25 protein-coding genes are annotated in these 19,556 nt (G+C 54.5%); 3 read left to right on the forward strand and 22 right to left on the reverse strand.

Translation table 11 applies throughout. The features are described 5' to 3' along the window. Positions 1 to 18 precede the first annotated feature (18 nt). The 5 genes from ACRDCA_RS12025 to ACRDCA_RS12045 form a co-directional block, all read right to left on the reverse strand. Complete coding sequence (locus tag ACRDCA_RS12025) at positions 19 to 897, reverse strand: phosphotransferase (protein WP_438689712.1); 879 nt, start codon at positions 895 to 897, stop codon at positions 19 to 21. Further along, on the reverse strand, positions 878 to 1,462 hold the full coding sequence (lpoB, locus tag ACRDCA_RS12030; RefSeq protein WP_438689713.1) for a penicillin-binding protein activator LpoB: 585 nt from the start codon (positions 1,460 to 1,462) through the stop codon (positions 878 to 880). The genes ACRDCA_RS12025 and lpoB overlap by 20 nt, the downstream gene beginning before the upstream one ends. A gap of 24 nt (positions 1,463 to 1,486) precedes the next feature. Continuing rightward, the gene (locus ACRDCA_RS12035; RefSeq protein WP_438689714.1) at positions 1,487 to 1,876 is read right to left on the reverse strand and encodes a YcfL family protein; all 390 of its coding nucleotides are present in this window, start codon (positions 1,874 to 1,876) and stop codon (positions 1,487 to 1,489) included. Positions 1,877 to 1,888: 12 nt separating this feature from the next. Beyond that, the gene (gene hinT, locus ACRDCA_RS12040; RefSeq protein ID WP_438689715.1) at positions 1,889 to 2,239 is read right to left on the reverse strand and encodes a purine nucleoside phosphoramidase; all 351 of its coding nucleotides are present in this window, start codon (positions 2,237 to 2,239) and stop codon (positions 1,889 to 1,891) included. Between the two features lie 130 nt (positions 2,240 to 2,369). After that, the gene (locus ACRDCA_RS12045; RefSeq protein WP_438690148.1) at positions 2,370 to 2,678 is read right to left on the reverse strand and encodes a winged helix-turn-helix transcriptional regulator; all 309 of its coding nucleotides are present in this window, start codon (positions 2,676 to 2,678) and stop codon (positions 2,370 to 2,372) included. A 167-nt stretch (positions 2,679 to 2,845) separates the two neighbouring features. Between ACRDCA_RS12045 and ACRDCA_RS12050 the strand changes: the two genes are divergently transcribed. After that, on the forward strand, positions 2,846 to 3,601 hold the full coding sequence (locus tag ACRDCA_RS12050; RefSeq protein ID WP_438689716.1) for an SDR family oxidoreductase: 756 nt from the start codon (positions 2,846 to 2,848) through the stop codon (positions 3,599 to 3,601). A 23-nt stretch (positions 3,602 to 3,624) separates the two neighbouring features. On the opposite strand, the gene ACRDCA_RS12055 is transcribed toward ACRDCA_RS12050, so the two are convergent. Together ACRDCA_RS12055 and ACRDCA_RS12060 are read right to left on the reverse strand one after the other, a co-directional pair. Then, on the reverse strand, positions 3,625 to 4,221 hold the full coding sequence (locus ACRDCA_RS12055; protein ID WP_438689717.1) for a GNAT family N-acetyltransferase: 597 nt from the start codon (positions 4,219 to 4,221) through the stop codon (positions 3,625 to 3,627). Positions 4,222 to 4,255: 34 nt separating this feature from the next. Further along, on the reverse strand, positions 4,256 to 4,765 hold the full coding sequence (locus ACRDCA_RS12060) for a hypothetical protein (protein ID WP_438689718.1): 510 nt from the start codon (positions 4,763 to 4,765) through the stop codon (positions 4,256 to 4,258). 398 nt (positions 4,766 to 5,163) lie between these two features. Here ACRDCA_RS12060 and ACRDCA_RS12065 point away from each other — a divergent pair, with 398 nt between their 5' ends. Beyond that, positions 5,164 to 5,316 (forward strand): type I toxin-antitoxin system Hok family toxin, encoded by a 153-nt coding sequence (locus ACRDCA_RS12065; protein WP_438689719.1) that lies wholly within the window; start codon positions 5,164 to 5,166, stop codon positions 5,314 to 5,316. Between the two features lie 139 nt (positions 5,317 to 5,455). On the opposite strand, the gene ptsG is transcribed toward ACRDCA_RS12065, so the two are convergent. The 14 genes from ptsG to yceD all read right to left on the reverse strand — a co-directional run bounded on the left by ptsG (position 5,456) and on the right by yceD (position 17,719). Beyond that, entirely contained in the window at positions 5,456 to 6,889 is a 1,434-nt protein-coding gene (gene ptsG / locus ACRDCA_RS12070) for a PTS glucose transporter subunit IIBC (protein ID WP_438689720.1), read from the reverse strand. 340 nt (positions 6,890 to 7,229) lie between these two features. Continuing rightward, the gene (locus tag ACRDCA_RS12075; RefSeq protein WP_438689721.1) at positions 7,230 to 8,006 is read right to left on the reverse strand and encodes a metal-dependent hydrolase; all 777 of its coding nucleotides are present in this window, start codon (positions 8,004 to 8,006) and stop codon (positions 7,230 to 7,232) included. A 14-nt stretch (positions 8,007 to 8,020) separates the two neighbouring features. Continuing rightward, positions 8,021 to 9,028 (reverse strand): DNA polymerase III subunit delta', encoded by a 1,008-nt coding sequence (gene holB, locus ACRDCA_RS12080; RefSeq protein WP_438689722.1) that lies wholly within the window; start codon positions 9,026 to 9,028, stop codon positions 8,021 to 8,023. Beyond that, entirely contained in the window at positions 9,028 to 9,666 is a 639-nt protein-coding gene (gene tmk / locus ACRDCA_RS12085; RefSeq protein ID WP_438689723.1) for a dTMP kinase, read from the reverse strand. The genes holB and tmk overlap by 1 nt, the downstream gene beginning before the upstream one ends. Next, entirely contained in the window at positions 9,656 to 10,681 is a 1,026-nt protein-coding gene (mltG, locus tag ACRDCA_RS12090) for an endolytic transglycosylase MltG (RefSeq protein WP_438689724.1), read from the reverse strand. The genes tmk and mltG overlap by 11 nt, the downstream gene beginning before the upstream one ends. A 13-nt stretch (positions 10,682 to 10,694) precedes the next feature. Continuing rightward, entirely contained in the window at positions 10,695 to 11,492 is a 798-nt protein-coding gene (pabC, locus tag ACRDCA_RS12095; RefSeq protein WP_438689725.1) for an aminodeoxychorismate lyase, read from the reverse strand. Positions 11,493 to 11,597: 105 nt separating this feature from the next. Beyond that, entirely contained in the window at positions 11,598 to 12,839 is a 1,242-nt protein-coding gene (fabF, locus tag ACRDCA_RS12100) for a beta-ketoacyl-ACP synthase II (protein ID WP_438689726.1), read from the reverse strand. Positions 12,840 to 12,920: 81 nt separating this feature from the next. Further along, positions 12,921 to 13,157, reverse strand: coding sequence for an acyl carrier protein (gene acpP / locus ACRDCA_RS12105; RefSeq protein ID WP_004719003.1), 237 nt, complete (start codon positions 13,155 to 13,157; stop codon positions 12,921 to 12,923). 154 nt (positions 13,158 to 13,311) lie between these two features. Then, positions 13,312 to 14,046 carry a 3-oxoacyl-ACP reductase FabG gene (gene fabG, locus ACRDCA_RS12110; protein ID WP_025123527.1) on the reverse strand — a complete coding sequence of 245 codons (735 nt, stop codon included), beginning with the start codon at positions 14,044 to 14,046 and terminating at the stop codon, positions 13,312 to 13,314. 12 nt (positions 14,047 to 14,058) lie between these two features. Next, a complete protein-coding gene (gene fabD, locus ACRDCA_RS12115; RefSeq protein WP_438689727.1) occupies positions 14,059 to 14,988 on the reverse strand; it encodes an ACP S-malonyltransferase in 930 nt (309 codons plus the stop codon). An 18-nt stretch (positions 14,989 to 15,006) separates the two neighbouring features. Then, positions 15,007 to 15,960, reverse strand: coding sequence for a beta-ketoacyl-ACP synthase III (locus ACRDCA_RS12120; protein WP_438689728.1), 954 nt, complete (start codon positions 15,958 to 15,960; stop codon positions 15,007 to 15,009). 6 nt (positions 15,961 to 15,966) lie between these two features. After that, positions 15,967 to 17,001: a phosphate acyltransferase PlsX gene (gene plsX / locus ACRDCA_RS12125; protein ID WP_025123530.1), complete on the reverse strand. Its 1,035-nt coding sequence runs from the start codon at positions 16,999 to 17,001 to the stop codon at positions 15,967 to 15,969. A gap of 12 nt (positions 17,002 to 17,013) precedes the next feature. After that, positions 17,014 to 17,181, reverse strand: a complete 168-nt coding sequence (rpmF, locus tag ACRDCA_RS12130; protein ID WP_004943042.1) for a 50S ribosomal protein L32 — start codon at positions 17,179 to 17,181, stop codon at positions 17,014 to 17,016. Positions 17,182 to 17,197: 16 nt separating this feature from the next. Beyond that, positions 17,198 to 17,719 (reverse strand): 23S rRNA accumulation protein YceD, encoded by a 522-nt coding sequence (yceD, locus tag ACRDCA_RS12135; protein ID WP_025123531.1) that lies wholly within the window; start codon positions 17,717 to 17,719, stop codon positions 17,198 to 17,200. A 141-nt stretch (positions 17,720 to 17,860) separates the two neighbouring features. On the opposite strand from yceD, the gene ACRDCA_RS12140 reads away from it, so the two are divergent. Continuing rightward, a complete protein-coding gene (locus ACRDCA_RS12140) occupies positions 17,861 to 18,442 on the forward strand; it encodes a Maf family protein (protein WP_438689729.1) in 582 nt (193 codons plus the stop codon). A gap of 3 nt (positions 18,443 to 18,445) precedes the next feature. Here the strand turns inward: ACRDCA_RS12140 and rluC are convergent, their stop codons facing one another. After that, entirely contained in the window at positions 18,446 to 19,414 is a 969-nt protein-coding gene (gene rluC, locus ACRDCA_RS12145) for a 23S rRNA pseudouridine(955/2504/2580) synthase RluC (RefSeq protein WP_438689730.1), read from the reverse strand. Between the last annotated feature and the right edge of the window lie 142 nt (positions 19,415 to 19,556).

Below are 19,556 nucleotides of genomic sequence, written 5' to 3' on the forward strand. Positions count from 1 at the left end.
ACTGGGCCCACGGCCACCTCACAACTGTTGATGATTATTTGACGATGATAAACAAAAACGCCGGTATAACGCTGCGCCCCAGCGCAAAAATTCCATATCCCGACATTGCTGCCAGCGCACTTCGCACCACATCAATATCAGGTAATCCACCCATGGCGACCAGCGCTGGACCTGTAAGGCCAAGCGCGGCAAATCAGCATAGCCATGTGACTGGTATTGTTCTAAAAAACGTTGTTGCGCATCTGGGGAAAATTGATTGAAGCGAAACATGGCGGCCAGTTCCAGGGCGATATCGCCATCTGCGGCATACTCCCAGTCTATCAACCTGAGCTGCCCGGCCTGTTGCAACAGATTACCGGCATGAATATCCATGTGCAGCGGAGCCAGTTTCAACGGCCGTGGCATCGGGCCATTGGTAAAATAACGCTGCCAGCGCAACCAGCCAGGCGTGATGCGCTGGCGATCGATCTGCTGCCAATAGCGGGCGAACTGCTGTTGCAGATCCAGCCGATAGCCACTCAACCTGCGGTTATGCAGCCGGGCGGTCAACTCCGCCAACTCGCCGCGGGCCGTTAAGCAAGCAAACGCCGTTTCATCAACGCTCTCGCCAACCAGCCATTCGACGATCAGCCAATCGGTGCTCTGTAGCCATACCTTTGGCCCAATGCCCAACCCAACGCGCTTCAGCACTTGCCCCTCACGCTGGCGGTCAACGCCAAGCGCCCGTTTTTCCGGCGTCTGCGGACGGGCCAGCAGTTGCACCCCCTCGCCTTCGATCCGCCAGCTTTCCCCACTCAAGCCCTGTACCTGGCTAAAACGACAACCGGCGGTATTTACCGCCGGTAGCCTGTGACGCAGGATTTGCCGTAACCGAGACTCAGTATTTGACGTCGCCATTGCCTGACCAGACAATCTCACCGGTTTGTACCAGCATCAGCTGCATTTCCATCGCCGGTGACTTCACATCGCCACTGACAGCGCTATACAACACGTATTGCGCGTTGACGATGCGCGCCAGGCCAATGGCTTTGCTGCGCGATCCCAGGCTGTCTTCCGCCGACAGGCCCAGAGTTTGCCTGGCGCTCGCCAATTGCGCTTCTGGCACCACGGCAAAGGTCTTGTTGGAGGCTAAAGCCTGATGCAGCGCCGAGGTGGCGTTGCCGATGCTCAATGAGCCGTTGGTGTTGTTTTTAACACTGTCCAACAGCAATACGCTGCCGGGCGTCACGCCATCGGCCTGCAACATCTGATTGACCATCGGTTGTACGCTGCCCAGCCAGTCAAGCTGCTGGATCTTCGGCGGCTGCGGTACCGGTTCCGTGATCGGTGGCAACGGTTCTGGCTGAGGTTCGGGTTGTTGCGGCTGTGGTTCCACCGTTATCGGTGCCGTAGGCTCTGGCGGGCGTGATGGACAGCCAGTTAACACCAACGCGGCCAGCGCCACCCATAGAAACTTTTTCATTACCTTCTCCAACGTAACCAAAACTTATAAGTATAAATACAGACGCACGCGCTTGGCATCGAGATTGCCATTGAGCGAATAAATCTCGACGTCTGAATTGGCGGCAACGGTAACCGTGCGTGGCTGTTCAAAAGGCAGGATATCCAGCCCCTGTTTGTCATACCAGTAGAAACGATAGTGGATGGTCACCGGAGTCGTCTGGGTGTTGCTGAGCACCGAACTGGCCTTCAGACGACCCGACGCATCGGCGATCGACGGGTTATCCGCCAGAATACCCGCCGTCAGCACCGGTGAATCCATCACCACCGTTTGCCGTTCATTGACCGAGATGCCCTTTGGGCTGCTACAGCCCATCAACATCACGGCAGGGAGCACCAGCGCCATCAGATAACGCGTCGTGTGGATATAGCGCATGGTTTTCCTCGGTTAACGTGGTAACAACGGGCCCAAAACACGCCCACCAACTAAATGCATATGAATATGATAGACCTCTTGCCCGCCGTGGCGATTGCAATTGACGATCAGGCGGTAGCCATCTTCGGCAATCCCTTCCTGCTCGGCAATTTTGGCCGCCACGGTGATCATACGACCTAACGCCGCCTCATGTTCCACGGTCACGTCGTTCACCGTGGGGATCAGCACGTTTGGCACGATCAGGATATGGGTCGGTGCCTGTGGGGAAATATCACGAAATGCGGTGACCAGCTCATCCTGATAGACCACATCGGCAGGGATTTCGCGGCGAATAATTTTACTGAAAATCGTTTCTTCAGCCATTTGGAACTCCTTGTTCAGCATAATAAGGGATTATGCAGTATGAGTGACAAATTCTACTGCTTTCAACCCGATTGCGCACTTTCCGCATCGAGTGATGGAGAATCACTCAACCTTAACACTATTGCCTGGATTATTGGCAGCCGATCAACTGCGGCGCGTTAGCGCGCATCCAATCGGCCAACGAATCCAGCGTGGGGCGCAGCGTTTTGCCCAAAGGGGTGATTTGGTACTCCACCCGTGGTGGCACCTGTGCGAATACCTGGCGGGTAACCAGACCGCATTGTTCAAACTGGCGCAACTGACGCGTCAGTTCTTTTTGCGCGATGGGAGCAACCGCACGCTGCAACTCGCTAAAGCGTATCGGGTCATCGATCACCATCAGGCGATACAGGATCGGGATCGCCCATTTGCCCGATATCAGATTGACAAAGTTCACCATCGGGCACGGTTCCCCCGCAGGCGGTAACGGATAATTTTTTTCTGCCTTCCCCTTCACTGTTGACGCCATAGCATCCCACCCTGCCCTTTAGTATCCAAATGGTACCTACTATGCAAAAGGTACTAATGCACCAATAATGGCTTAACTGAACAACGAGAGGAAGAGCTATGTCGCGATTAGCAGGTAAATATGCGTTGATCACCGGGGGAACCAGCGGCATCGGGCTGGAGACGGCCCGGCAGTTTATTGCCGAAGGGGCAACGGTAGCGATCACTGGCCGCAGCAAAAGTGGACTACAGGCCGCGGGAGAAACGCTGGGCGAAGTGGTGCTGTTGCACAGCGATGCGGGAGATATCAGCCAACAGCCGGTTCTGGCAGCACAACTGGCTCGACGCTGGCCGCGGCTGGATATTCTGTATATCAACGCCGGGGATGTTACACACCTGCCGTTGCAGGAATGGGATGAGCAGCGCTATGACCAACTGATGAACACCAATCTCAAAGGCCCCTTCTTTTTGATCCAGGCTCTGTTGCCGTTGTTGGCTAATCCCTCTTCGGTGATCCTGTGTGGTTCCGTCAGCGCCCATATTGGTCTGGCACAAAGCAGCGTCTATGCCGCCAGCAAAGCCGGGATTTTATCTTTAGCGCGTTCGCTCTCTGCCGAGCTGCGCTCGCTTGGCATTCGGGTCAACGGCCTCAGCCCTGGCCCTACGGCAACTCCGGCGCTGGGCAAACTGGGCTTACCAGCACAGGCTGAACAAGCATTGCGTGAAGAGATCCACGCGCTGGTGCCGATTGGCCGTATGGGGACCCCGCTGGAATTAGCTAAAGCCGCCGTGTTCCTCGCCTCTGACGAATCCAGCTTCATGGTGGGCAGTGAATTATTGATCGACGGCGGCGTTAGGAACCTGGCGCGGAATTGAAAGGCCACTGGGGCGTGGCACGCCTACCGCCCCTGCAAAGCCTCCAACCCAGCTTTCACCTCAGGCCACTCATCATCGATGATGCTGAACCTGACCGAGTTACGTTTACGCCCGTCGGGCATGATCCGCTCGTGGCGGACGATCCCCTCCTGCTTGGCACCAATACGCAAAATTGCCGCGCGTGACTTGTCGTTCAGTTCATCGGTGGTGAACTGCACCCGTACCGCCTGCAAAACGTCAAAGGCATAGCCAAGCAGCAGGTATTTCGCTTCGGTATTCACCCCAGAACGCTGCACCGACTGGCTTAGCCAGGTGTGACCTATTTCCATTTTGCGATTGACCCGATCGATCTTCCAAAAACGGGTGCTACCGACAATGCGCCCGCTGGCCCGTTGAACAATCACAAACGGTAGCATTGTACCGGCATCACGACCCGCCACTGCGGTGGTGATGTAGTTGTCGATGGTGCTGGCATTTGGCACTGCGGTGACCTTCAGGTTCCATAATTCACCGTCTGCGGCAGCGCTCAGCATTACCTCACGATGCTCCGGCTGCAAAGGCCATAATTCGATATGGTCTCCGATCAACGTCGGTAGTTCATGCATTACCTGAATGGCCATTTTTCCCCTCTGCATAGATGCCTCTGCCCGCCGATTAAGGGAATGTTTGGGCGTAGGTCACTACCATGCCAACTGCGTTGCTACGTTTCTCAACGTAGATCTGGTTATTAAACTCAACGTTTCCCGCTGGGTAGCATATTCTGATATTCGAGCCTAAATCTACATCATTAACTTCCGCACCAGCACAACTGCTACGGCTGGAGGCAGCATAGGTATAATTCGTGGTATATGAAGAAGCCTCGCCAGGAAGGCAGTATGCGATGGTGACCAATACCAAGATAGCAACCAGGAGCAACGAGATGTTTGCAGCACAAAAAAGCCTAATGTAATCAACATACTTATTACTCTTAATCGTTCCTCGCTTGATAACATAGCACGACGTAACCAAGGCCACTATGAATACGGTCATCAACATATAGCGCACCGTGGAACGATTTAGAAAGGTCATTCGATATACCTCCCTATGCCACATAAAGCCCCCAAAGATAAACGCCAGAAACAGGATCGTGACGCTAAAAAGATATGGATAAGAGTATTTTTTCATCGCCAAACTCCTTCTGGCCAAGTTTCAAGGAGCGCATTTTTGCTCTTGCGACTACTTGCAGTGCCTTGACATTAGCGGCATTGCCAAACCCATGTCAACACAACATAAAACCTATAAAAAGGCAGCGTAAGTCGCCATAGGGGGAAATAAAAACCAGAAGGATAAACACTGAACCGGCTCGACTTAATTGTCGTATGTAATAAAGGGCTGATTTATTACCAGGCGGGATTAGGGTTAGAATTCGCATGGGTGCTCTGGATCTTTTTGTCCCGAGCATTGGCAAGGGATAAAAAGAGAAAGACCCCGAATCGATAACATCAACCCGAGGTCACTCTTTATGCATGAACACCATAAAGGTAGCCTCTTACCCGCCGAAAGGCAAGGACAAGGAGGCTATCATGCCGCAAAAATGGGTAGTAACGACTCTGGTTATTCTCTGTATCACCGTGCTGGTGTTTACATGGATAACCAGAAAAAGACTCTGCGAAATCCGCATCCGTAGCGGAGACACGGAGGTTGCGGCCATGATGGCTTACGAATCCCTAAGGTAAGGCAACCCAACGGCGGGGCTTTCCCCGCCTGTTGGTTGTTTGAGCTGAAAATCCATGAGCGCCCCTTGCTATGTTATTAAAAAATCCCATAAAAAAAGGGGAAGCCTAAGCCTCCCCTCTATCAACTCCCCTACCTGAATTAGTTGTTACGGATGTATTCATCCATATCGGTTTTCAGGTTGTCGGATTTGGTCCCAAAGATTGCCTGAACGCCTGAGCCAGCCACAACCACACCGGCAGCACCCAGTTTCTTCAGACCAGCCTGGTCAACCTTGGATACGTCGGCCACGCTAACGCGCAGACGGGTAATACAGGCATCGAGGTTGGTGATGTTTTCTTTACCGCCGAATGCCTGAACCAGCGCAGCAGACATTTCAGAACCACCCTGAGTCACCTGGTCGGTAGAGTTTTCTTCACGGCCAGGGGTTTTCAGATCCAGTTTGGCAATCAGCACACGGAAGATGGTGTAGTACACCAGACCGTAGATGACACCGACGATAGGGAACAGCCAGATTTTGCTGCTGTTGCCGCTCAGTACGATGAAGTCGATTAGACCGTGTGAGAAGCTGGTACCGTCACGCATACCCAACAGAATACAGATTGGGAATGCCAGACCGGCCAGGATCGCATGGATTACATACAGGATCGGCGCAACGAACATGAAGGAGAACTCGATCGGCTCGGTAATACCGGTCAGGAACGAGGTCAACGCAGCGGAGATCATGATACCGCCGACTTTGGCACGGTTTTCCGGCTTGGCAGAGTGCCAGATGGCAATCGCGGCGGCAGGCAGACCGTACATTTTGAACAGGAAGCCACCGGACAGCATACCCGCAGTTGGGTCACCCGCCATATAGCGAGGGATGTCACCGTGGAATACTTGACCTGCTGCGTTGGTGTATTCGCCAATCTGCATTTGGAACGGTACGTTCCAGATATGGTGCAGACCAAACGGCACCAGAGCACGCTCAACAAAACCGTAGATACCAAACGCCACCACTGGGTTCTGATAAGCCGCCCATTCAGAGAAGGTCTGGATAGCCGTACCGATTGGAGGCCAGATGAAGGAAAGGATCACACCCAGAACGATGGCGGCCAGACCAGAGATGATCGGCACAAAACGCTTACCGGCAAAGAAGCCCAGGTATTCTGGCAACTGAATGCGGAAGAAGCGATTAAACATGTAGGCAGCGATGGCACCGGAGATAATCCCCCCGAGCACACCGGTATCCGCCAGGTGTTTAGCCGCAATCTCTTCGGCCGGCAAATGCAGCACCAGCGGCGCTACCACGGCCATGGTTTTCACCATGATGCCGTAAGCCACTACCGCGGCCAATGCAGATACGCCGTCGTTGTTAGTGAAGCCCAGGGCCACACCGATAGCGAAGATCAACGGCATATTGGCGAATACGGAACCGCCGGCTTCCGCCATCACGTGTGAGACTACCAGAGGTAGCCAGCTAAAGTTGGCGGAACCGACGCCCAGCAGGATACCTGCGATAGGCAATACGGAAACCGGCAGCATCAGCGATTTACCTACTTTTTGCAGGTTGGCAAATGCGTTCTTGAACATAGTTGAGTGTGCTCCTGAGTAATAGTGCTTTGCTACTTTTCGCGAATTTTCGCGTTGCAGAGGGGGGAGAGAAAAACCCCTGCATTTTCAGGGTGTCTGAGCACCCCTTTAATTTTTACGCAGAGTAAAATAAATACCCTGAACAATGTTTGATAACTGTCACGTTTCGATGAATCAGCTCGGCCATTTTTCTCATATCGCCTACTTTTTGTAAGAAAAGATGAAAAAACATGCAGTCTTTGCCCTGAAACGGGTGGGAACATTACCCGTTTCGGGGATTAATTACGAGCTTAAAAAGAATTACCTTGGCGCCGCCGATTGGCTAAGCCTAGGCGAAGGATCAGAGTTTAATGTGAAACAATCGTGAAAAGTTGGCGGTGGTCGCTTGCGCCAGCGCTTCCAGGCTGACGCCCTTCAACACGGCCAGGTATTCCGCGACATCGCGCACATAGGCAGGTTGGTTTTCTTTGCCACGATGCGGCACTGGCGCCAGGTATGGCGAGTCGGTTTCCACCAGCATGCGATCCAGTGGCACATAGCGGGCCACTTCGCGCAGCGGCTCAGCGTTACGGAAAGTGACGATGCCGGAAAACGAGATATAGAAGCCCAGATCGAGCAAGGCCTTGGCCGTCGGCAAATCTTCGGTGAAGCAATGCAGTACGCCGCCACAATCCTGGGCATTTTCTTCACGCAGAATGGCTAGAGTATCTTCGCGTGCATCGCGAGTATGCACGATCACCGGTTTATTGAGATCCCGGCCAATACGAATATGTTGGCGGAACGACTCTTGCTGCAACGGGATATTGTCTTGCTGATAAAAGTAATCCAGCCCGGTCTCCCCCATGGCAACCACCTGCTCTGCCGCTGCCAGACTGCGCAGCTCGGCATAGTCATAGCCGCCTTCCAGATTCAACGGATGAACGCCACAGGAGAAGGCGACATCATCACGTTGGCCAATCAACTGGGTCATAGCCTGATAGCCGGGCAGCGTGGTGGCAACCGCCAGTACAAAGCCCACATCCTGCGCTTTGGCTTTGACCAGCGCATCGTCCACGCTGTGGTGCAAGGTGGCGAAGTCCAGGCTGTCGAGATGGCAGTGAGAATCTACTAATAACATGATAATTAACTCTTTTACAACGAATGAGGGGAGGAGTAACCGGTAGCGCCGAGCATCTGCTCCCAACCGAGTAACTGTTCTGTCAGCAGCAGCTCGCGATTAACGCCAACCACGCTGAGTAACTGATGGCGGCAGTTAAGCCACTGCTGCATGATTTGTTGTAGCGAAACGCTGCTCAACCGGCTGGCCAACTGCTGGACTAGCGGTAGTTGATCCTGGTTCAGAGCATAGCTCGCGGCACCTTGCTGGTATTTCATTGCGTCCATCAACAATGCACACAGCCAGTGCAACCTGTCGGCCACGTCGTCATGATTCAGCGCGGGTAGCAGGCCCAGCATATCGCACTGCGGCAAAGCGGCACTCAGGGCGCTACACAGTGCCACACGCTGTTGCCAACGCTCTGGTTGCAGCAGCTTTTCAGCGGCCAACGGAGCGCCATCATGTAAACGTAACGCAGTCAGACGATCTAGTGGAGCACCCGCTCCCTGGCGATTTAACCACTGCAAGCTGAGCTGTTCATCCGGGCTGGCCAGATGCCAGTAGAAGCAACGGCTACGCAGCGTCGCCAGTAGACGTGAGGGTTCACGGCAGCCTAACAGGAAGTAGGTATTGGCCGGAGGCTCTTCCAGGGTTTTCAGCAAGGCGTTAGCGGCGGCTTCGGTCAGCAATTCCGCCTGCGACAGCCACACCACCTTGGCTCCCCCCTGCTGAGCATGGGAATAGAGGATCTCGATCACTTGGCGGATCGGTTCGATACCCAGGCTGCTTTTGCCTTTTTCCGGTGCCAGCACGTGATAGTCCGGGTGGTTGCCTGCCAGCATCAACCGGCAGCTGTGGCATTCACCGCAGCTCTTTTCACCATTGCGCTTCTGGCAAATCAGCCAGCGGCTTACGGCATAGAGTAACTCCGCATCACCGTTACCCACCGCCGCATGCAGCAGCAAGGCGTGATGGCCGCGCCCAGCGGCATACTGCCCCACCAAATGACGATAGGGGGCGTTAAGCCACGGATACCAGTTCATTACGCCTCTTCCTGCTGTTGCAGCCACTGCGCCACTGCGTGGCGAATATCGGCGGTGACCTGTTCCAGCGTTTGTGCCGCATCCACGGTAACGATGCTCGCATCCTCGGCCGCCAGTTCAAGATAACGTGCACGGGTGCGTTCGAAAAACGGCATCGCCTCTTGCTCAATACGATCCAACTCGCCGCGCGCTCGCGCTCTTTGCAAACCTACCGATGGCGGCAAGTCGAGATACAGCGTCAGGTCGGGACGGAAATCACCCAGTACCGTGTCACGTAGTGATTTCATCAAGCGAGGGTCAATACCTCTGCCCCCACCCTGATAGGCTTGCGCGGAGAGATCGTGACGATCGCCAACCACCCAGGCTCCCCGAGCCAACGCTGGTTGGATCACGGTTTCTACAAGCTGCACGCGCGCAGCATAGATCATCAACAGTTCCGCTTTGATGGTTGGCAAATCGCCATCTGCGCCGCATTTAAACAGCTCGCGCAACTTTTCTGCCAGCGGCGTACCGCCGGGTTCGCGGGTAAACACAATATCGTTAATCCCATGCTCGTTGAGCATGTTGACCACGGTATTGCGCGCGGTGGTTTTTCCCGCGCCTTCCAAGCCTTCAATGACGACAAATTTACTTTTCATTCTTTTCCTTTTGCACCTGCCGATAGGCACGCACCGCCGCATTATGGCTGGCCAGATTGGTGGTGAACGTATGCCCACCCTTGCCGTCGGCAACAAAGTACAGGTAATCGGTTTTAGCCGGGTTGGCAGCGGCCTCCAGCGAAGCACGGCTCGGCATGGCAATCGGCGTTGGTGGCAGGCCACTGATCACATAAGTGTTATAGGACGTTGGCGTTTCCAGATCCTTGCGGGTGATGTTGCCGGTGTAATTCTCTCCCATGCCGTAAATCACCGTAGGATCGGTCTGCAAACGCATCCCCAAACGCAGACGATTGATAAACACCGAAGCAACCTTGGTCCGCTCTTCCGCAACCGCGGTCTCTTTTTCGATGATCGAGGCCATCGTCAGCATCTCTTCCGGGGTTTTGTATGGCAAGCTGGTGTCTCGCGCATGCCAGATATCCTGCAATGCCTTGTACATCCGCAGTTGCGAACGCTTCAGCAATGCCAGATCGGTCGTTCCCGCCGTGTAGAGATAGGTGTCTGGATACAAACGCCCTTCCAGCGTGGTTCCTTCCGGCAAGCCCAGCGCCATGGCGATTTCCGCCTCGCTTTTACCCGCCAGGGTATGTTTGACATATTTGGACTCTTGCAGCACCTGCAACCAATCTTTCAGACGCGAACCTTCAATAAAGCGCGCGCTGAACTGGGCTTCTTTGCCGCTCGCCAGCAGTTTCAGCATTTGGCGCACCGTCATCCCCGGCGTCAAACGGTAGGTGCCAGCCTTGAATTCGGCCAGTTCCGGCTCCAGGCGCAATAGCCAGGGGAACCAGCGACCGTTGTGGATCAGTTTGTCACGGACCAGCAGCCCTTCCAGCGCCACACGGCCAGTGCCTGCGGGCAGTTTGAAGTAGGTTTCCTGCCCAATCGCCAACGGGGTATCGGCAAAGCGTTCAATCCGCTGATGCCCCCAAAACAGCGAAGCCAACGCCAGCAGCAGCACCAGTAAAACAATCTTGAGCTTTTTTCTCTTCATCAATCAGCCATCATCAACAGTGTGGTCGCAAAAAATCATACAGTTGGCGCGCGGGGTAACGCCATGATTGTGCCCTATTCACCGGCAGCAACGGCATCAGCGCGTTGCATACCAAAACTTCCTCCGCATCCGCCAGCGTGGTTATGGGCTCACTGACGCCATGCAGTAGATATTCACTGCCCTGCAAAAGTTCAATCACCCGGCGGCGCATCACTCCGGCGACACCGGCCTGATCGAGATTGGGCGTAAAGACGTTTTTTCCTTTGCGCCAGAATAAATTAGCGGCACAGCATTCCACCAGCATACCCGCAGTGTCAAGCACCAGCGCCTCATGGGCATCGGCCTGGTCAAGATGTGCGCGGATCAACACCTGCTCCAGGCGGTTAAGGTGTTTCAAACCCGCCAGCAGTGGGTTACGCGCCAACGCTACCGGACTAAGCGCCAAGGTGATCCCTTCATCACGCCATGACAGGTAGTGCGTGGGATAAGTGCTGCGAGTCACGATCCTGGTAGGCGCTGCGCATCCTTGTGGGCTGTAGCCACGTCCACCGCTGCCTCTGGTCAGTATTGCCTTGACCACGCCAAGCTGAAGAGATCCTGCCGCATGGCACATCTCACGTTCCAATGCTGCCCAATCCACCGCAGGCAGCAGCAATCGTTGTGCCGCCTGCTGCATACGTTCAAGATGCCAGGGCAAGAGATCGATATTGCCATCCCTTACCCGGGCGGTGGTAAAGCAGCCATCGCCAAACTGCAAGCCGCGATCGCTGGCTGCCAGGGCGTCATGTTGTTGTCCGTTGATCCAGTACATGCGTTTCCCCACCGTGGTTTTCGCTACAGCATAACATTATGTATGGCGCATAAAAAAAGCCCGGTCAAAATGCACCGGGCCTCTATCAGCTTAAGTTGGCAATAACTACACGCGACGGAAAATCAGCGAGCCATTAGTGCCACCGAAGCCGAAGGAGTTACACAGCGTGAACTCCATATCTTTGGTCTGACGTGCTTCATGCGGCACGAAGTCCAGATCGCAACCTTCATCCGGGTTATCCAGATTGATGGTAGGCGGAACGGCCTGATCGCGCAGCGCCAACACGGTAAAGATCGACTCAATCGCACCAGCGGCACCCAGCAGGTGGCCGGTCATCGATTTGGTGGAGCTGACCATCACCCGCTTGGCATCGCTGCCAAATACGGATTTCACCGCCTGGGTTTCGGCTTTATCACCGGCCGGCGTCGAGGTGCCATGCGCGTTGATATAATCAATTTGTGACGTTGTCACACCTGCATCACGCAGCGCGTTCTCCATCGCCAAGGCCGCACCGGCACCATTTTCTGGTGGCGATGTCATGTGGTAGGCATCGCTGCTCATCCCAAACCCGACAACTTCGGCGTAAATTTTCGCACCGCGGCGTTTCGCGTGTTCGTACTCTTCCAGCACCATCATCCCCGCGCCATCGCCGAGTACAAAACCATCACGGTCTTTGTCCCAAGGGCGGCTTGCGGCCTGTGGGTTGTCATTGCGGGTTGAGAGCGCACGAGCCGCCCCAAAGCCGCCGACACCCAGAGGGGTACTGGCTTTTTCTGCACCACCGGCCAGCATCACATCGGCATCATTGTAAGCAATGATACGTGCAGCATGGCCTATGTTATGGACACCCGAGGTACAGGCAGTAGCGATGGAAATACTTGGGCCACGCATGCCGTACATGATGGTCAGGTGACCGGCAATCATGTTCACAATGGTCGAAGGCACAAAAAACGGACTGATTTTCCGTGGGCCACCGTTAACCAGTGAGCTATGGTTCTCTTCAATCAACCCCAGGCCGCCGATACCGGAGCCGATGGCGGCACCAATACGATTGGCATTTGCCTCGTTGATATCCAGCCCCGCGTCCTGCATGGCTTGCATGCCGGCGACGATGCCGTATTGAATGAAGGCATCCATCTTGCGCGCATCTTTGCGCGAGATGAAATCTTCACAGTTAAAATTCTTTACCAAGCCAGCAAAACGCGTTGCATAGGCAGTAGTATCGAAATGGTCGATCAGGCTGATGCCACTCTGACCGGCAAGCAGGGCATTCCATGTGGACTCTACCGTATTGCCGACAGGAGACAACATGCCCAGTCCGGTCACAACTACTCGACGCTTAGACACGTTTGTCCTCCAAGGAGGGAAAATATGACGCAAGGGATAAAAAAAACTTAGGCGGTCGAGTGACCGCCTAGATATGTTCGCTTACTGCTGGCTAGCGTTGATGAAATCAATAGCTGCTTGCACAGTAGTGATTTTCTCTGCTTCTTCGTCTGGAATTTCGGTGTCGAATTCTTCTTCCAGAGCCATTACCAGCTCAACGGTGTCAAGAGAATCAGCGCCCAGGTCTTCAACGAAAGAAGCGTTGTTCAATACTTCTTCCTGCTTAACACCCAGTTGCTCAACAATGATTTTCTTAACGCGTTCTTCGATAGTGCTCATACTCTTAAATTTCCTATCAAAACTCGCTTTCGCGATGGTTTTCGTAGTGTATAAAATGTTGAAAAAGATGCAACTAAATCCCGGCTGGTCAAACCACGATTTTACGCTATTTTGCGGTTTTTACCTCAAATAACGCAAATAGTTTTCACATTTTTTAAATCATGTACATGCCGCCATTGACATGTAACGTTTCACCGGTGATGTAGCTGGCCTCGTCAGAGGCTAAAAATGCAACAGCGCTGGCGATTTCTTTTGCTTCCCCAAGCCGGCTAGCCGGAACCTGAGTCAAAATGCCTGCGCGTTGATCTTCTGTCAACGCCCGTGTCATGTCCGTCTCAATAAAGCCAGGAGCCACGACGTTGACCGTAATGCCACGTGAAGCGATCTCACGTGCCAAAGACTTACTAAAACCAATCAGACCGGCTTTAGCCGCCGCGTAGTTAGCCTGCCCTGCATTCCCCATGGTGCCAACAACGGAACCGATAGAGATGATACGGCCAAACCGCTTTTTCATCATAGCTCGCATTACCGCTTTTGACAGACGGAATACGGAAGTCAGATTGGTGTCCAGGATATCCTGCCACTCATCATCCTTCATTCGCATCAGCAGGTTATCACGCGTAATCCCGGCATTATTCACTAAAATGTCGATTTCGCCAAATTCCGCACGAATCGAGGTCAAAACGTGTTCGATAGATTGCGCATCAACCACGTTCAACATATAGCCTTTGCCGTTCTCACCCAGATAGCTGCTGATGGCTTCAGCACCGCTCTCGCTGGTAGCGGTGCCGATAACCTTGGCGCCACGTGCAACAAACATCTCTGCAATAGCCCGGCCGATACCGCGGCTTGCGCCGGTGACCAGGACAATTTTCCCTTCGAAGCTCATGGTGATCCTCTTTTACTGTTCCAACGCCGCAGACAGGCTGGCAGTATCGTTCACTGCCGCCGCCGTCAGGGTGTCTACAATGCGTTTGGTCAGGCCGGTCAGCACTTTGCCTGGGCCCACTTCCAACAGCAGAGAAACGCCCTCTGCTGCCATAAATTCTACGCTTTCCGTCCAGCGCACCGGGCTGTACAGCTGGCGAACCAGCGCACTACGGATAGCTTCTGGCGCGGTTTCTGCGCGTACATCAACGTTATTGACCACTGGGACCAGCGGCGCGTTGAAGGTAATGTCTTGCAGCGCGACAGCCAGCTTATCGGCAGCCGGTTTCATCAATGCGCAATGAGAAGGCACGCTCACCGGCAACGGCAGCGCACGTTTGGCACCGGCCGCCTTGCAAGCGGCACCAGCACGCTCAACCGCTTCTTTGCTGCCCGCGATAACCACCTGCCCCGGGGAGTTAAAGTTCACCGGAGAAACGACCTGGCCCTGAGCAGACTCCTCACAGGCTTTGGCAATTGAGTCATTATCCAGGCCGATGATGGCGTACATGGCACCAGTACCTTCAGGTACCGCTTCCTGCATCAGCTTGCCGCGCAACTCTACCAAACGGATGGCCGCCGCGAAATCCAGGACACCGGCACACACCAGCGCAGAGTATTCACCCAGGCTGTGGCCTGCCATCATCACCGGCATGTTACCGCCCTGCTGCTGCCAGACACGGAAGATGGCAACCGAGGCCGCCAACAGCGCTGGCTGTGTCTGCCAGGTTTTGTTCAGCTCTTCTGCCGGGCCAGCCTGTACCAATTGCCACAGATCGTAACCCAAAGCCGCAGAAGCTTCGCTAAAAGTTTGTTCCACAATGGGAAACTGTGCGGCCAAATCGGCCAGCATGCCAACGGTTTGTGAACCCTGGCCTGGAAAAACAAAAGCAGTTTGCGTCATTTTTTTATTCCTGTTGAATCAAAAACGAACCAGCGCCGAGCCCCAGGTAAAGCCACCGCCGAATGCTTCCAGCAACACCAGCTGACCACGCTGGATGCGACCGTCGCGTACGGCTTCGTCGAGCGCCGCAGGTACCGAGGCGGCAGAGGTGTTACCGTGACGATCGAGCGTCACCACCACTTTATCCATCCCCATACCCAATTTCTTTGCCGTTGCGCTGATGATGCGCAGGTTGGCCTGGTGCGGAACCAGCCAATCCAGTTCGCTGCGGTCAAGACTGTTGGCCTTCAGCGTTTCATCAACGATATGTGCCAGTTCGGTGACTGCCACTTTAAACACTTCGTTGCCCGCCATGGTGACGTAGGCTGGCTGATCCGGGTTCTGACGATCTTTATTCGGCAGCGCCAGCAGATTGCCGTAACGGCCATCCGCATGCAGATGGGTAGAGATAATGCCCGGCGCCTCAGAAGCCCCCAGCACTACCGCACCGGCACCGTCGCCAAACAGAATGATCGTGCCACGATCTTCTGGATCGAGCGTGCGTGACAACGCATCTGAGCCGATCACCAGCGCATGTTTTACCGCGCCGTTCTTGACGTACTGATCGGCCACGCTCAAGGCGTAGGTAAAGCCAGCACAGGCTGCCGCGATATCAAACGCCGCGCAGTCCTGAATACCCAGCATCTGCTGCACCTGGCAAGCAGAACTTGGGAATGCATGGCTCGAGGTGGTGGTAGCCACCACGATCAGGCCGATATCTTCTTTAGCCACACCGGCCATTTCCAGCGCGTGAGACGCAGCGTGGAAGCTCATGGTTGCCACGGTTTCATCAGGGGCAGCGATACGACGTTCACGAATACCGGTGCGAGTCACAATCCACTCGTCAGACGTATCCACCATTTTTTCTAAGTCAGCGTTGGTGCGCACTTGTGCGGGCAAGTAACTCCCCGTACCGAGAATCTTTGTATACATGAACGATCAGTCACTCTTGGGTAATACAGCTTCAAGGCGCGCAGCAATCCTGTCCGGGACTTGCCGCTGCACCGCCTGTACAGCCTGTTCGATTGCCACTGCAAACGCGTTTTGGTTCGCGGCGCCGTGGCTCTTGATCACGGTTCCCCGCAATCCTAACAGACATGCACCATTATACTGGTCGGGGTTCAGGTGGCCAAAACGCCTGGCGACCCTTTTTTGTAACCAACGACCCAACAATTTTAACCACCACGCCTGCTTCCCCCCTTCGGAGGATGACTTGAGTAGTGACAAGAACAGTCTTATCACACCTTCCATGGTTTTCAGAGTGACGTTGCCAACAAAGCCGTCGCAGACCATCACATCGGTTTTACCGGTGAGCAGGTCGTTACCTTCCAGATAACCAATATAGTTGATTGCCTGAGTTTTTTTAAGTACGGCGGAAGCTTCGCGGATATTATCCAGACCTTTGGTTTCTTCTTCGCCGATATTGAGCAGCGCCACACGTGGTTGCGCAATACCCAATACCTCTTCTGCCATCACTGCGCCCATCACCGCGAACTGCACCAGCATCGTGCTATCACACTCGACGTTGGCCCCCAGATCCAGCACCACGGTTTTCCCGCGCTGTTGGTTTGGGATCACGGTCATCAACGCCGGGCGTTCAATGCCGTCCAGCGGTTTGATCAGCAGCTTGGCCAGCCCCATCAACGCCCCGGTATTCCCCGCACTGACACAAGCCTGTGCCTCACCGCTTTTAATCAACTCCAGCGCAATGCGCATGGAGGTACCTCGGCTGGCCCGGATCGCTTGTGAAGGCTTGGCGTCACCGGCAATCACCGATTCGGCAGGTACGACTTGCAAGCGTTCCAGTACAGACGGATCGGCTTTGGCAAGTAACGGAGAGATGATGTCGGGATCGCCGACTAACAGGAGATGAAGCTGTAAATTAGAGGCCAGTGCCTGCAATGAAGCAGGCACTGTGACGCAGGGACCGAAATCCCCGCCCATAGCATCTAACGCCAGGGTTAGACGAGTCAAAGTATCGCTGACTTAGCCGATAACCTTGCGACCGCGGTAGAAACCGTCGGCAGTGATGTGGTGACGACGATGAGTTTCACCGGAAGTCGCATCTACAGACAAGGTGGTGGTGGTCAGGGCGTCATGTGAACGACGCATGCCACGTTTGGAACGGGTTGGTTTATTTTGTTGTACGGCCATGGACCTTACTCCTCGATTACTTACGCTTTAAACTGGCTAATACGGCAAATGGATTTGGTTTCTCCGCCTCTGGAGGCAGTTTGCCAAACACCATGTCCGCTTCGGACACTTCACAGTGTTCAGATTCATGTACCGGAACGACAGGCAGTGAAAGAATAATTTCATCTTCAATCATTGCCAACAGATCGACTTCGCCAAACTCGTCAACTTCGATCGGTTCGTACGCTTCCGGTAATGCCTCAGCCTGCTCATCATTGACGACCGGGCTAAAACAATATGTTGTGTGGACCTGATGTGCAAACGGGACACCACAGCGTTGGCACATCAGCGTTACCGCGACGTCCGCCTGCCCTGTTATCACCGCGAGGCGCTGGTTATCGATATCAAACGACAACTGCACTTCAACATCACTGTCCACACTGACCACGGAGTCGGCAACACGTGTAACCAGCTCAGGCGCATAGGAACCAACATAGTCCAGGCGTTTCTGAGCGGTACGTACCGCATCAATGGTCAAGGGTAATTTTACCTTTTGCATAGGGCGCGCATATTAACTTTGTAACGTCATAGAGTCAAAGAAAAAGGCCCTAAAACGGCACCTTTCACCAATATTCGCTTCCAGAGCGGCCGACAGTTTAAGATGGTCGACCTATTTACGCCATGGTTTGTAGAAAAAATTATGCAAAGACTGTTACTCGCCTCAACGTCGGTTTACCGCCAGCAGCTGTTGGAAAAGCTGCACCTGCCGTTTATATGTGCGGCTCCACAGGCCGATGAAACGCCGTTAGCCGGTGAAACTGCCGAAGCCCTGGTGCTGCGCCTGGCGGCAGCCAAGGCTCAGGCGCTGGCCGTGGCTTACCCGGATCATCTGATTATCGGGTCCGATCAGGTTTGCGTGATCGACGGTGAGATCACCGGTAAGCCCCATAGCGAAGAGAACGCTCGCAAGCAACTGCATAGGGCCAGTGGCAAGCAGGTGACCTTCTATACCGGTCTGGCGCTCTATAATAGCCATAGCCAACGCCTACAGGTGGTGTGTGAACCTTTTCACGTGCATTTCCGTACCCTGAGCGAAGCGGAGATCGCAAACTACGTACGCCTGGAGCAACCGCTCAACTGTGCGGGCAGCTTTAAGAGCGAAGGTTTGGGGATTGCGCTGTTTGAAAGGTTGGAGGGCCGTGACCCGAATACCTTGATTGGTCTGCCGCTGATCGCACTGCTGGAAATGTTGCGGGCTGAAGGCATCAACCCGCTGGGGTGAAGGTTATTTTTTGGCTGCGGCCGTCCGTTGCCGCAAGACTTGCAGGCAATGGCGCAGTTCATCATCCATCGGCGCTTCGATACGCATCGTTTCGCCGGTGGCGGGATGTTCAAAACGCAACGCCGCCGCATGCAGGAACAGGCGCTTCAGGCCGGTGCCCGCCAGTTGACGATCGAATTCCCGGTCACCATATCGGTCGTCAAAGGCGATCGGATGCCCCGCATGCAGGGTATGCACACGGATTTGGTGGGTACGCCCGGTGATCGGGCTGGCCTTCACCAGCGTGGCGTGTTCAAAGCGCTCTTCGATCTTGAAGCGGGTTTCCGAAGGCTTGCCTTCGCTGTTGACGCGTACGATCCGCTCGCCGCTCTGCAAAATATTTTTCAGCAACGGAGCCTGCACCGCCTTGCAGTGTGACTGCCACTCGCCACGCACCAATGCCATATAATCCTTCTGCATTCCCTTGAGACGCAGTTGCTCGTGCAACGAACGCAGCGCCGAACGCTTCTTGGCCACCATCAATACGCCGGAGGTATCGCGGTCCAGACGGTGTACCAATTCCAGGAAGCGCGCTTCCGGGCGCAATGCCCGCAACCCTTCGATCACGCCGAAGCTCAGGCCGCTACCGCCATGCACCGCCGTACCCGAAGGTTTGTTCAGCAGCAGCAGGTGATCGTCCTCATAAAGGATGCAGTTGGCCAAGGCGGCCACTTTATCCAGCTTGGCAGAAACCGGCGCGTCTTCACGCTCGGCGACCCGTACCGGAGGAATACGCACCACATCGCCCGGTGCCAGTTTATATTCCGCCTTGATGCGACCTTTATTGACCCGCACCTCGCCTTTACGCACGATGCGATAAATCATGCTCTTCGGCACGCCTTTCAGGCGGGCAAGCAAGAAATTGTCGATTCTCTGACCGGCTTCATCGTCAGAAATCGTCACTAATTGTACTGCGGGAATGTTCGTTTTCATGGTGCGGGATTCTAAATACAGCGAGTCAATAGCGCCACCTCTTTTTATGTGCTTAACTGTCTCTCAGACTGCAAGAGAAACGGCGGCGAACAATAAGGCAGCAAGCCAGGTTGAACGTTTGCGGTTTCAACGACAGTTTCAG

This window comes from Serratia sp. (in: enterobacteria), assembly GCF_051654945.1.
Taxonomy (GTDB): Bacteria; Pseudomonadota; Gammaproteobacteria; order Enterobacterales; family Enterobacteriaceae; genus Chania.